This window comes from Collimonas sp. OK607 (assembly GCF_900111995.1).
Taxonomy (GTDB): Bacteria; Pseudomonadota; Gammaproteobacteria; order Burkholderiales; family Burkholderiaceae_D; genus Collimonas.
Genome location: NZ_FOKF01000008.1, coordinates 22,344 through 35,328 on the forward strand (window position 1 = coordinate 22,344; position 12,985 = coordinate 35,328).

The following is a 12,985-nucleotide window of genomic DNA, read 5'->3' on the forward strand; positions in this document are numbered from 1 at the left end:
GCGCAACACTCGGGAGAATAAAGTGGTATCTAGGGAATTTAAGGGTAGCTGGAATGCTGCGCGGCGCAATATGGGCTTCGGCCTGGCGCTGGCATTGATGCTGAGCGTCGGCGTGACAACTGCCCACGCGGAAGATGTACTGGCAAAAATACGCGATAGCAAGACCATCACGATTGGCTATCGGGAAGCGTCATTTCCATTTTCTTTCGTGGATCAAGATAAAAAACCGGTCGGTTATGCCATCGACCTGTGTCTCAAGATAGCAGATGCAGTGAAGCAGAATTTGAAACTGCAGCAATTGAATATCGCCTACGTTCCAGTGACTTCTTCGAACCGCATTGAAATGGTTACAAGCGGAAAAATCGACCTGGAATGTGGTTCGACCACTAACAACGCGGAGCGCCGCAAGCAGGTCAATTTTACTATTGCGCATTTCATGGCGTCTTCGCGCATGCTGGTCCGGGCGGACGACAAGATCAAGAACTGGCCTGATCTGCGCGATAAAAAAGTGGCGACAACCAAGGGCACCACCAGCGTCAAATCGCTGGTAGACCGTGGCCAGGTCCGTTCGCTGAATATGACCATCGTAGAAGGACGCGATCATAACGAATCGTTCAAGATGGTGGTAGACAAGACGGCAGATGCATTCGTGATGGATGACGTGCTGCTTTACGGATTGAAGGCCACCGCCAAGGATCCGGCAGCGTATGTCGTGGTCGGAGATCCTTTGACAACGGAGCCTTACGCAATCATGCTGCCTAAAGACGATGCCGCATACAAAGCAGTGGTAGACCGTGAAATGGGGCGCATTATCCACGATGGCGAAATCTACAAGCTGTACACCAAATGGTTCCTGAGCCCGATTCCGGCAAAAAATAACCTTACGTTAAACATGCCGATGGGCTATCTTTTCAGAGAGTCATTGCGCTTCCCGTCGGATCAGGTTGGCAACTAGAAGTAAAAAATTTCGAATGTAATTGTCGATTTATGCAAAGGTGGAGACAAGGATTTTGGTGGAAGAGGTGATAATAATAAATAAGCATGAGTTTAAGTCTGCTGCGCAGGCAGCGAGTTTGTTAAACTACACGAATAATTTTTTTTACGGGAGTTGTTATGATGTCATCGAAATTAGTTGTCGCATTGGTTGGCTTGGGAGTAATGGTTGGCTCCGTACAAGCGCAAGAACTGACTGGAACACTCAAGAAAATCAAAGATACCGGCACTATTACCCTGGGTGTGCGCGATTCTTCCATTCCATTTTCCTACCTTGATGACAAGCAATCCTATCAAGGCTACTCGATCGATTTGTGCCTGAAAGCTGCAACCGCCATTCAGAAACAACTCGGCATGACAGCATTGAACGTCAAGATGGTGCCAGTGACTTCGGCTACCCGTATTCCGCTGATCGCTAACGGCACTATCGACCTGTCTTGCGATTCCGCCACCAACAATGCCGAGCGTCAAAAGGTTGTTTCCTTTGCGCCGACCATGTACGTGACAGCGAACCGCCTGCTGGCTAAAAAATCTTCCAACATCAAGTCGCTGGACGACCTGAAGGGCAAGACCATCGTGTCGACTTCCGGTACCTCCAACCTGAAGCAAATCACTGTTCTCAATGGCGAACGTAACCTGGGCATGAACATCCTGGCTGCCAAAGACCACGCTGAAGCTTTCCTGATGGTTGAAACCGGCCGTGCAGTAGCATTTGCAATGGACGATATCCTGCTGGCGTCGCTGGCGGCCAGCTCCAGAGCGCCTGCCGACTACACGATCACAGCCGAAGCTTTGTCGGTCGAGCCGTACGGCATCATTGAACGCCAGGGCGACCTGCCATTCAAAAAGGCAGTCGACACTGCACTGGACAATGTGTACAAATCCGGTCAGATCAATGATATCTATGCAAAATGGTTCTTGAAACCAATTCCACCTAAGGGTATCAACCTGAACGTGCCAATGAGCCCGCAATTGAAGGCCGCATTCGCTCATCCGACTGACTCGGGTGATCCGGCTGCCTACGCTGTCGTGCCTGAAGCACAAAAACAATCTTCGAAGAAAAAATAAGATTGGCAATATAAAGAACAGGATGGGGGGCGCAAGCCTCCCGTTTTGTTTCTGGAATTAAATTGCTGCGGCGCACAATGCGTGCGCCGGGTGCAGGCAGCGGCAATGAGACAGAGAGTATTTGAGGGGACTTAATATGCATTACAACTGGAACTGGGGCATCTTCTGGCAAGAGTCTCCTGACGGTGTCAGTACTTACATGGACACCTTGCTGACCGGTCTGAAGTGGACGCTTGCGCTGTCCGCATCGGCCTGGATCATGGCGCTGGTGATTGGCACGGTGATTGGTACGATTCGTACCATGCCGAACAAATGGGCAGTGCGCGTGGCCAATGGCTACGTTGAATTATTTCGTAATATCCCGCTGATCGTACAAATGTTTCTATGGTATTTCGTGATGCCGGAAATCGTCCCTGCGAGCATCGGTGGCTGGCTCAAGAGCCTGCCGAACGCATCATTCATCACCGCCTTCCTGGCGTTGGGATTTTTTACGTCGTCGCGGATCGCTGTACAAGTCTCCGCTGGCATTAATGCGCTGCCCCGTGGCCAAAAGCTGGCGGGTACTGCACTTGGTCTGACGTTGCCACAAACATATCGCTACGTATTGTTGCCCATGTCGTTCCGGATCATCGTACCGTCGCTGACCAACGAATTTGCAGCAATCATCAAGAACAGCTCGGTCGCACTGACGATTGGCCTGGTCGAACTGACCGCCGCCACTTACTCGATGCGTGAATTTACGTTTCAGACCTTCGAATCCCTGACGGGCGCCACGGTGATCTACGTGATCATTTCGGGGATTGCCTTGTTGCTGGCGCGCTGGCTGGAAAAAGCGATCGCGATTCCAGGATTTATTGCCGCCGGTAGTGCGAATACAGGGGGGCATTAATCATGTTTTCGAATTTCGATTTTGACGTAATCCAGCGTTCCTGGTTCTACCTGTTTACCACCGGCATGAAGTTCACGCTGACGCTGACTGTGGTGGCAATGATCGGCGGCATTTTGTTTGGTACCGTGCTGGCGATGATGCGCTTGTCGCATAACAAGACGATTTCCCTGATCGCCACCAGCTATGTCAACCTGATCCGCTCGGTGCCGCTGGTGCTGGTGATTTTCTGGTTCTACTTCCTGGTGCCGTATATCGGCGCCTGGATCATCGGTGCGCAACAGCCGGTCCAGGTCGGCGCGTTCTCATCGGCATTGATCACCTTCATTTTGTTTGAAGCAGCTTACTATTGCGAAATCATGCGCTCCGGGATCCAGTCGATTCCACGCGGCCAGGTTTCTGCCGGCTACGCGCTGGGCATGAACTACTGGCAAATGATGGGCAATGTGGTGCTGCCGCAAGCGTTCCGCAACATGATCCCGATCTTGCTGACGCAAACCATCGTGCTGTTCCAGGACGTCTCGCTGGTGTATGTGTTGGGATCGGTGCCAGACTTCGTTACCGTGGCATCGAAGATCGCGCAGCGTGACGGCCGTCTGGTGGAAATGTATATGTTTGTCGCAGTGGTGTACTTCGTGATGAGCTTCGGTTTGTCGACGCTGGTCAAGAAGCTGCAGAACAAGGTTGCGATTATTCGATAAAGGACAGTGCGTTGCCTGCGATATCGAAGATATCCAGGCAGCGCTTGCCCTGTAAAACAGAATTCAGGAATTAGGAGAAATACTCATGATTAAGCTTAATAACGTCAGCAAATGGTACGGTCAGTTTCAAGTCCTGACCGATTGCACCACGCAAGTCGCCAAGGGTGACGTGGTGGTGGTGTGCGGCCCGTCGGGGTCCGGCAAATCGACGTTGATCAAGACGGTCAACGGCCTGGAGCCATTCCAGAAGGGTGATATCACCGTCGACGGCATCTCGGTTGGCGATCCAAAGACCAACCTGTCGAAACTGCGCGCGCGCATCGGCATGGTGTTCCAGAACTTTGAGCTGTTTCCGCACATGTCGATCCGCGAAAACCTGACCATTGGCCAAGTCAAGGTATTGGGCCGGAGTCAAGATGAAGCGAACGAAAAAGGCTTGAAGTATCTGGATCGCGTCGGCCTGATCGCACAGAAAGACAAGTTCCCGGGTCAATTGTCGGGCGGCCAGCAGCAACGTGTGGCGATTGCCCGTGCGTTGTCGATGGATCCGATCGCGATGCTGTTCGACGAACCGACTTCGGCGCTCGATCCTGAAATGATCAATGAAGTGCTGGACGTAATGGTCGGCCTGGCGCAAGAAGGCATGACCATGATGGTGGTGACGCATGAAATGGGCTTTGCCAAGAAGGTTGCCAATCGCGTGGTCTTCATGGACAAGGGCCTGGTGGTGGAAGATTGCACCAAAGACGAGTTCTTCGGCGCACCGCGCTCCGATCGCGCTCGCGATTTCCTGGCGAAAATCATCCACTGATCGATGTGTTTTTGCAGGGCAAGAAGCCGCTTCGGAGAATATCCAGGCGGCTTTTTATTTGCGTGTGTTAATCGCGCGTAGGGTGGGCACGCCTTTGTGCCCACGCGTGAACTCACACCATGTACATGCCTGCTTGGGTACCGCATGGGCCCGCACTCCTGATATCGCGGTAACGCGTAGGCAGAGTGTCCACCCTACTGACTGCGGTAAAATGGCGTCATCAGAACTCCCGCCGCACCAACCCTCATTTGTTTAGCCTGAAACTCAATCCTGACATGACTGATATCCTGACCGACTCTTTGACCATCACCCGCCCCGACGACTGGCACTTACACCTGCGTGACGGCGTTGCGCTTGCCAGCGTGCTGCCGCATAGCGCACGCCAGTTCGGCCGCGCCATCGTGATGCCGAACCTGAAACCGCCGGTGACGACCACCGCGCAAGCTGCAGCTTACCGCGACCGCATCCTGGCGGCCTTGCCGTCCGGTTTGGCGTTTGAGCCGCTGATGACGTTGTACCTGACCAACAATACGCCGCCTGACGAAATCCGCCGCGCCAAGGATAGTGGTTTCATCCACGCGGTAAAACTGTATCCGGCCGGCGCTACCACCAATTCCGACGCCGGTGTGACCGACCTCACCAAGTGCTACAAGACGCTGGAAACCATGCAGCAGCTCGGCATGCCGTTCCTGGTGCATGGCGAAGTGACCGATCCGGCGATCGACATTTTCGATCGCGAAGCCGTTTTCATCGATCGTGTGATGCAACCGCTGCGACGCGACATGCCGGAACTGAAAGTGGTGTTCGAACACATCACCACCAAGGACGCCGCACAATACGTCGAGAGCGCCGAAGGGCCGGTGGCGGCCACCGTTACCGCACATCACCTGCTTTACAACCGCAACGAGATCTTCAAGGGCGGGATCCGGCCGCATTACTACTGCCTGCCGGTCTTGAAGCGCGAAGAGCATCGTCAGGCTCTGGTGCGGGCGGTGATTTCCGGCAGCACGCGCTTCTTCCTCGGTACCGATTCGGCGCCGCATCCAAAGGGTTTGAAAGAACATGCCTGCGGCTGTGCCGGTTGCTATACCGCGCTGCACGCGATGGAGTTGTATGCGCAAGCCTTCGATCAGGCCGGCGCGCTGGATCAGCTGGAGGCATTCGCCAGCTTTAACGGTCCGGCTTTCTACAATCTGCCGCGCAATCAAGGCACCATCACCTTGAAACGCCAAACTTGGGCCCTGCCGGCTGAACTGCCGCTGGGAGATACCACGCTGGTGCCGTTGAACGGCGGCGAGACGATAGATTGGCAAATGGCGTAGGGCGCAAAGAGTTACATAGGCGAGTTGCATAAACGCTTACATAACGTTTGCATAGCGCTTACTTAAGCGCACTGTTATCACCCTTTCGCATCGTCATGGTGCGATTTTTGCTTGCATGCTCGATAGCGATGGATCGATCATCTTTCCATCCTGTCTAACCGTAGCTCACTGATTCGTCTCCGGACGCGGGTTTCAAGCATGCAAAGTCTACGAATAGTTGTTGTCAATCCGGTCGCCATCGAGGGCGACGACGATCCTGCGTTCGCGGCGCAAGCTGCGCGCGGCAAGGACTTGCGCATCGGCTTGCTGGAAGCCGGCTATAACATCATCGCCTCGCTTCCCGCCGATCTCTATCTACCCGAAAGAATTGCTCAACTGCAACCGGACATGATCATCGTCGACGCCGAGTCCGACGCCCGCGACGTGCTGGAGCATGTGGTGGTGGCGACCCGCGATGCGCGCCGCCCCATCGTCCTGTTCACCGAGGATGCCAAAACCTCCAGCATGGATGCGGCGATGGCGGCCGGCGTTTCTGCCTACATCGTGGCGGGATTGCAGACCGCGCGCATCAAGCCGGTGCTGGAGGTGGCATTGGCGCGCTTCCGGCAAGAGCAGAAGCTGCTGGCGGAGTTGTCCGACACCAAGCTTAAGCTGGCCGAGCGCAAGGTGCTGGAACGGGCCAAAGGCTTGCTGATGGAACATCATAAACTGAGCGAGCAGGAGGCTTATCAAAAGCTGCGGCGGCTGGCGATGGATAAGAACCTCAAATTATCCGAAGTCGCGCAGCGCATCATCGATGCTGCCGATTTGTTGGGCTGACCCGGCCCGAATCTTTCAAAACTGACCAGGCCGTCAAGCAGAAACAAGCCGAAACGCCCCATTGCTGCGAGCTTGTTTGGTGCAATGCACAAAACAGGTGCGCTTTTTTGAGCGAAAAACCGGCGCGGATAACCATTTTCCCCGACAAAATTTCCTGGCACGTGGTTTGCATAGTTAATTCCAGGCGCCAATGCTGGCGCTGTTGGAATCGGCTAACGGCGGTCTTTTCCACATAAGACAAAGGTGTCTTTCCGCATGACTTGTTCATCGCGGGACGACGCCTTTTTTGTTGCCGGAACACTGTGGAGCCATGCGATGGAATCAAAAAATGCACTGCCGGGCGACATGCCGAAAACGCTTGTCGACGGTAAGCGCCGTCAAATACTACAAACCGCAACTCTCGCGGCAGGAGCCAGCATGTTGGGATTATCTAGCACGGGTGTGTGGGCTGCAGGCTCGGACAAACCGGAAAAAACCGAGGTTAAGATCGGCTTCATTCCCTTGACGGATTGCGCATCGGTAGTGATGGCATCGTTGCTCGGCTTCGATAAAAAATACGGCATCAAGATCGTCCTCAGCAAGGAAGCCTCATGGGCCGGTGTGCGCGACAAACTGGCCAACGGTGAGCTGGATGCCGCGCATGTGCTGTCGGGTTTGATCTACGGCGTGCAGATGGGCATCGGCGGCCAGAAAAAAGACATGGCGATCCTGATGGGGCTCAACAATAACGGCCAGGCCATTACGTTGTCGAAAAAGCTGGCTGACAAGGGCGCAGTGGATGGCGCTTCGCTCGCCAAACTGATGGCCAGCGACAAGCGCGAATATACGTTTGCCCAGACTTTCCCGACCGGTACGCATGCCATGTGGCTGTATTACTGGCTGGCCGCCAACGGCGTCAATCCGCTCAAGGATGCCAAGGTGATTACGGTACCGCCGCCGCAAATGGTGGCCAATATGCGGGTCGGCAACATGGATGGTTTTTGCGTCGGTGAGCCGTGGGGTCATCGGGCGATCGTCGACGGTGTCGGCATTACCGCGATTACTACCCAGGAGATCTGGAAAGATCATCCGGAAAAAGTGCTCGGCACCACCGCCGATTTTGCCGCCAGGAATCCGAACACCTGCCGTGCCTTGATTGCGGCTGTGCTGGAAGCGGGGAAGTGGATCGACGCCTCGCTCGCCAACAAGAACAAGATGGCCGAAGCGATCGCCGATAAATCCTATGTGAACACCAGCAAGGACGTGATCGACCAACGCATCATGGGGCGCTATCAGAACGGCCTGGGCAAGACCTGGGACGATCCGAACTACATGAAGTTCTACAACGACGGCTTGGTGAATTTCCCTTATCTGTCGGATGGCATGTGGTTCATGACGCAGCACCGGCGCTGGGGTTTGCTGAAAACCGATCCGGATTACCTGGCGGTGGCCAAATCCGTCAGCCAGATCGATCTCTACAAAGATGCTGCGGCGATGACAAAGACGCCTGTGCCGAAAGATGTGTTGCGGACCTCGAAACTGATGGATGGCACGGTGTGGGACGGCAAGAATCCGACGGCCTACGCCGCGTCTTTCAAGATCCGTGCGTAGATAAAGCCAGACCGTCAATTCAGACCAAGCAGAAGCGCGGTTTATTTCGGAGCCTATATGAGTGCAATCATGGATACAGCTGCAAATGCAAATCGTCAGGCAGCAACGATGGAGAGTGCTACGCTAGAGGCCGTGGCCGAAGCGGCTGTCGTCACTCCTCGACCAGTCCTGAAAATGACCAATCGTCGCAGCAGCATGCCGTCCTGGCTGATGCAAATCATTGCGCCGCTGCTCGGCCTGGCGTTCCTGGTGCTGATCTGGCAGATCATTGCGATGAACAACAGCCAGTTCCCGACGCCGATGGTGACCTTGCAGGAGGCGCTGAAACTGTTTGCCGATCCGTTCTACCGGACCAGTCCCAACGATCAGGGTATCGGCTGGAATATCCTGGCTTCGCTGCAACGCGTGGCGGTTGGTTTTGGCCTGGCGGCGCTGGTCGGGATTCCATTGGGTTTCATGATTGGCCGCTTCAAATTCCTGTCCAGCATGTTCGGTCCCATCATCAGTTTGCTGAAACCGGTATCGCCGCTAGCGTGGCTGCCGATCGGCTTGCTGGTGTTCAAATCGGCCAATCCGGCAGCGATCTGGTCCATCTTCATTTGCTCGATCTGGCCCATGATCATCAACACCGCGGTTGGCGTGCAGAGAGTGCCGCAGGATTACATGAACGTGGCGCGCGTGCTCAATCTGTCGGAATGGAAAATCATCACCAAGATTCTCTTTCCATCGGTATTGCCGTACATGCTGACCGGGGTGCGGCTGGCTATCGGCACTGCCTGGCTGGTGATCGTCGCCGCTGAAATGCTGACCGGCGGTGTCGGTATCGGCTTCTGGGTTTGGGACGAATGGAACAACCTTAACGTGCCGCATATCATCATCGCGATTGTGGTGATCGGCGTGGTTGGCTTGCTGCTGGAGCAATTGCTGGTGGCGCTGGCGAAGGCGTTCACTTACGAACAGGTTTCAAGTTAATCGATTGCAAATTGCAACGCGAATAACAGCGCAATGAAGGGGGAATTATGGAACAACGTGACGCGAGATTCATCGATATCCATCAAGCCGAAATGGTGTTCAACACAAGCAAGGGCCAGTTTCATGCACTGCGCGATATCAACCTGACTGTACGCAAGGGTGAGTTCGTAACCTTGATCGGCCATTCCGGTTGCGGTAAATCGACCCTGTTGAATTTGCTCGCCGGCCTGCTATTGCCGAGCGACGGTGTGTTGATTTGCGCCGGCCGCGAAATTGCCGGGCCGTCACCGGAGCGTGCGGTAGTGTTTCAAAATCATTCGCTGCTGCCTTGGCTGACCTGTCACGAAAATATCTATCTCGGCGTGGAACGCGTATTTGCCGCTACCGAAAACAAAAGCGCCTTGAAGGAACGCACTACAGCGGCGTTGGCGATGGTGGGGTTGACGGCGGCGGGACAAAAACGTCCGCATGAAATTTCCGGCGGCATGAAACAACGGGTTGGCATTGCTCGCGCCTTGGCGATGGAGCCGAAAGTATTGCTGATGGACGAGCCGTTCGGCGCACTGGACGCGTTGACCCGCGCCCACCTGCAGGATGAATTGCTGAAGATCGTCGCCAAGACCGGATCGACGGTGGTGATGGTGACCCACGATGTCGACGAAGCGGTGCTGTTGTCGGACCGCATCGTGATGATGACCAACGGTCCGGCCGCGACCATCGGCGACATTGTGCAGGTAAGGCTGGCCCGGCCACGCGAACGTGTGGCGCTGGCGCAGGATCCTTTGTATGCCGAATACCGGACCTCGGTGCTGGAGTTCCTGTATCGCAAGCAAGCCCATCCGGTCGCGCAAGCGGCGTGATGCCCAGACAGGAGTCCATATGAAACAAACTGCAAAACAAACCGGTAAAGTGATGCTGGTCGGCGCGGGGCCGGGCGATTCAGATTTGCTGACGCTGAAGGCTGTCAAGGCGATCGCCCGGGCCGATGTGTTGCTGGTGGATGATCTGGTCAATCCCGAAGTATTGGTGCATGCGCAGGCCACTGCCCGCGTGATCCATGTCGGCAAGCGCGGCGGTTGCCAGTCGACCTCGCAAGAGTTCATCGAACGTCTGATGGTGGTGGAGGCGCAGGCAGGCCATTGCGTGGTTCGTCTCAAAGGTGGCGATCCCTATCTGTTCGGCCGCGGCGGAGAAGAGCGTGCTCACTTGTTGCAGCAAGGCGTGACGGTCGAAGTGGTGCCTGGGATTACCAGCGGCATGGCGGCAGCGGCAAGCATTGGCATCCCAGCTACCCATCGTGACTATAGCCAGGGCGTGATTTTCGTGACTGGCCACGGCAAGAACGAGACCACCCAGCCGAACTGGAAGGCGCTGGTGGCGGCCGGGATGACGTTGGTGATATACATGGGTGTGGCGCGTTGTGGCCAGTTGCAGCGTAGCCTGCTGGAAGCTGGCATGGCCGGCTCGATGCCTGTCGCAGTGATCCAGTCCGCGACGCTGGCGACGCAAGCGCAGTTGCTGACCAACCTGGATCAGCTGCCGCGGGCGCTACATGACAGCGGCCTCGGCAGCCCCAGCATTATCGTCATCGGCGAGGTGGTGTGCTGTGCCGATGCTTTTGCTGAGATCGACCTCGACAATTTGCTGCAACGGAGAGCATTGGGCTGAATGGCCTGCGCGAGGTAAAATGCGCGGCAAATGTATACTCCTGCCGCCCTCATCGATTGGTCTCAACCCTGGCTCAAACCGTTTCGCGTTCTTGGCCAGCGCTTGAGCGTAGCCGATGATTGGCGGCTGGCCTTGAATACGGCGGCCCAAGAGCGTGGCATCCGCAATTATCAGGGTTTGCCGATCAGCTTTGTCGCGCAAGCCGAACTGCCGGCAGCGACTGCTTACGAAGCATTTATCGGCAACAGCGGCAAAGTGCCCACGCGTGACAATCTCCACGATTTCCTGAACGCGCTGATCTGGTTGTCATTCCCGGCGATCAAGGCGCGCCTGAACGCGCTGCAATCGGCCGAACTTGCCAAAGCCGGGACGCTCTCCGGCAGCAGCAAGCCACGCGGCGCGGCGCGCGATGCCGCCACCATTTTTGATGAAAATGCCGCCTTGTTGCTGGTGCCGGACAATGTAGCGGGGCAAGCGCTGATTGCCGCTCTGCGCCAACATCAGTGGCAGCAAGTGTTTGTCGAACGGGGCCACATGTTTGCCGGGGAGGTCGAGGTCTGGCTGTTTGGCCACGCCTTGCTGGAAAAGCTGGTGCAGCCCTACAAGGCGATTACCGCCCATACTTTGGTGCTAAGCGTGCCCGAATCTTATTTTGCACTGGCCGATGACGCCAAGCGTGACTGGATCGATCAAAGTATCGCCACCGATCTGGCGCAACAAGATGCCCTGATCGGCCGTTTGACGCCGTTGCCGGTGCTGGGCGTGCCGGGCTGGAGCGGTGGTCAGGACCAGGCTTTTTATGCGGATACCGCTGTATTCCGGCCAAAGCGCAACAAATGATGCTGGCCTGATAAAATTCAGCCACTTAATTTGATAAACGATCCCAGCATGCCATTCATAGACAGAGCCATCGCCGATTTCGACAACGCCTTGCGCGTGATTACCGGGCAAGCTTCGGCTTCGCGGCCGAATCCGGCCTTGCAGGCGCCTGACGGTGTGCTGGACGCCGACGAGCAGCGCCACAGCGCCGGTCTGATGCGCATCAATCATGTCGGTGAAGTCTGCGCCCAGGCACTGTATGACGCCCAGGGACGTTTTGCTCACGGCGAGCCGATCAAGCAACAGTTTGCCGAAGCGGGCAGGGAAGAGGAAGACCATCTGGCCTGGACTGCAGAACGACTGCGCGAGCTGGGCTCACATGTCAGCTTGCTGAACCCGTTGTGGTACGCAGGTTCCTACGCGCTGGGAACGCTGGCGGCGCGGCTGGGTGATGTACGCAGTCTGAGCTTTGTGTCGGAAACCGAGCGCCAGGTGGAAAAACATCTGAGCAGCCATCTGGAAAAACTGCCCTTGCAAGACGCCAAGTCGCGCGCCATCGTCGAGCAGATGCGCGACGATGAAATCGCCCATGGCGAAGCGGCGCGCACATTAGGAGCGGCCGATATGCCGCTGCCGGCGCAAAAGGTCATGCAGGCGATGTCCAAGGTGATGACGACCGTCGCCTACTACATCTGATTTTGTAGGGTGGGCACGAGTGCCCACGCGGATGGTTGCGTCTCAGCGTGGGCAGAAAACCCTGCCCACCCTACCCAACGTCATGCGCTGGCTGTCGGCTCCGCCAGGTCGTCGACGATTTCAAACGAATGGGTGATCTCGGCGGTCTTTTCCAGCATGATCGAAGCCGAACAGTATTTCTCATGCGACAGTTTGATCGCACGTTCTACCAGGTTAGGTTTCAGATTGCGGCCGCGCACCGTGAAGTGGAAATGAATCTTGGTAAATACCTTGGGCTCTTTCTCGGCCCGCTCCGATTTCAGCGTAACGTCGCAGCCACGGATGTCCTGGTGGCTTTTGCGCAAGATAAGCACCACGTCATAAGCGGTGCAGCCGCCGGTGCCGGCCAGCACCACTTCCATCGGCCGCGGGGCCAGGTCACGGCCGCCGCCGTCCGGCGCTCCATCCATCGTTAATATATGGCCGGAGCCGGTTTCGGCTAAAAACGTCATGCCGGACAAGCCGGTCCAGCGAACTGTGCATTCCATAGGATCTCGTGAGAAGTGATTGTGTCGCAATATTCTAACTGCTCTTGGCGGCTGTGGTTTCGCTTGGTTTCCTTGGCAAAAAGAAAACCTGGCTCACATTTTTGGTAAATACC

14 protein-coding genes are annotated in these 12,985 nt (G+C 55.9%); 13 read left to right on the top strand and 1 reads right to left on the bottom strand.

What is annotated here, in order from left to right; all coding sequences use genetic code 11:
• The first annotated feature begins 22 nt into the window (after positions 1 to 22).
• From BM029_RS07660 to coq7, 13 genes are all read left to right on the top strand, one after another.
• The gene (locus BM029_RS07660; RefSeq protein WP_244544956.1) at positions 23 to 955 is read left to right on the top strand and encodes an amino acid ABC transporter substrate-binding protein; all 933 of its coding nucleotides are present in this window, start codon (positions 23 to 25) and stop codon (positions 953 to 955) included.
• A gap of 158 nt (positions 956 to 1,113) precedes the next feature.
• On the top strand, positions 1,114 to 2,061 hold the full coding sequence (locus tag BM029_RS07665) for an amino acid ABC transporter substrate-binding protein (protein WP_092434336.1): 948 nt from the start codon (positions 1,114 to 1,116) through the stop codon (positions 2,059 to 2,061).
• A 136-nt stretch (positions 2,062 to 2,197) separates the two neighbouring features.
• Positions 2,198 to 2,950: an amino acid ABC transporter permease gene (locus tag BM029_RS07670; protein WP_092434339.1), complete on the top strand. Its 753-nt coding sequence runs from the start codon at positions 2,198 to 2,200 to the stop codon at positions 2,948 to 2,950.
• A gap of 2 nt (positions 2,951 to 2,952) precedes the next feature.
• Complete coding sequence (locus tag BM029_RS07675; protein ID WP_092415110.1) at positions 2,953 to 3,648, top strand: amino acid ABC transporter permease; 696 nt, start codon at positions 2,953 to 2,955, stop codon at positions 3,646 to 3,648.
• An 85-nt stretch (positions 3,649 to 3,733) separates the two neighbouring features.
• Positions 3,734 to 4,459 (top strand): amino acid ABC transporter ATP-binding protein, encoded by a 726-nt coding sequence (locus tag BM029_RS07680; protein ID WP_014007953.1) that lies wholly within the window; start codon positions 3,734 to 3,736, stop codon positions 4,457 to 4,459.
• A 287-nt stretch (positions 4,460 to 4,746) separates the two neighbouring features.
• On the top strand, positions 4,747 to 5,781 hold the full coding sequence (gene pyrC / locus BM029_RS07685) for a dihydroorotase (RefSeq protein ID WP_092434615.1): 1,035 nt from the start codon (positions 4,747 to 4,749) through the stop codon (positions 5,779 to 5,781).
• Positions 5,782 to 5,979: 198 nt separating this feature from the next.
• Positions 5,980 to 6,600, top strand: a complete 621-nt coding sequence (locus BM029_RS07690) for an ANTAR domain-containing response regulator (protein WP_092434342.1) — start codon at positions 5,980 to 5,982, stop codon at positions 6,598 to 6,600.
• A gap of 417 nt (positions 6,601 to 7,017) precedes the next feature.
• Positions 7,018 to 8,190, top strand: coding sequence for a CmpA/NrtA family ABC transporter substrate-binding protein (locus BM029_RS07695; protein ID WP_170851018.1), 1,173 nt, complete (start codon positions 7,018 to 7,020; stop codon positions 8,188 to 8,190).
• 174 nt (positions 8,191 to 8,364) lie between these two features.
• Complete coding sequence (gene ntrB, locus BM029_RS07700) at positions 8,365 to 9,162, top strand: nitrate ABC transporter permease (RefSeq protein ID WP_371329101.1); 798 nt, start codon at positions 8,365 to 8,367, stop codon at positions 9,160 to 9,162.
• A 47-nt stretch (positions 9,163 to 9,209) separates the two neighbouring features.
• On the top strand, positions 9,210 to 10,022 hold the full coding sequence (locus BM029_RS07705; protein ID WP_092434351.1) for an ABC transporter ATP-binding protein: 813 nt from the start codon (positions 9,210 to 9,212) through the stop codon (positions 10,020 to 10,022).
• Between the two features lie 19 nt (positions 10,023 to 10,041).
• The gene (gene cobA / locus BM029_RS07710; RefSeq protein ID WP_092434354.1) at positions 10,042 to 10,830 is read left to right on the top strand and encodes a uroporphyrinogen-III C-methyltransferase; all 789 of its coding nucleotides are present in this window, start codon (positions 10,042 to 10,044) and stop codon (positions 10,828 to 10,830) included.
• Positions 10,831 to 10,860: 30 nt separating this feature from the next.
• Positions 10,861 to 11,670, top strand: a complete 810-nt coding sequence (locus BM029_RS07715; protein ID WP_092434357.1) for a DUF3025 domain-containing protein — start codon at positions 10,861 to 10,863, stop codon at positions 11,668 to 11,670.
• A gap of 48 nt (positions 11,671 to 11,718) precedes the next feature.
• Positions 11,719 to 12,345, top strand: coding sequence for a 2-polyprenyl-3-methyl-6-methoxy-1,4-benzoquinone monooxygenase (gene coq7, locus BM029_RS07720; RefSeq protein WP_092434360.1), 627 nt, complete (start codon positions 11,719 to 11,721; stop codon positions 12,343 to 12,345).
• A gap of 80 nt (positions 12,346 to 12,425) precedes the next feature.
• Here coq7 and BM029_RS07725 read toward each other — a convergent pair whose 3' ends face one another.
• Positions 12,426 to 12,872: an OsmC family protein gene (locus BM029_RS07725; RefSeq protein WP_092434363.1), complete on the bottom strand. Its 447-nt coding sequence runs from the start codon at positions 12,870 to 12,872 to the stop codon at positions 12,426 to 12,428.
• Positions 12,873 to 12,985 lie beyond the last annotated feature (113 nt).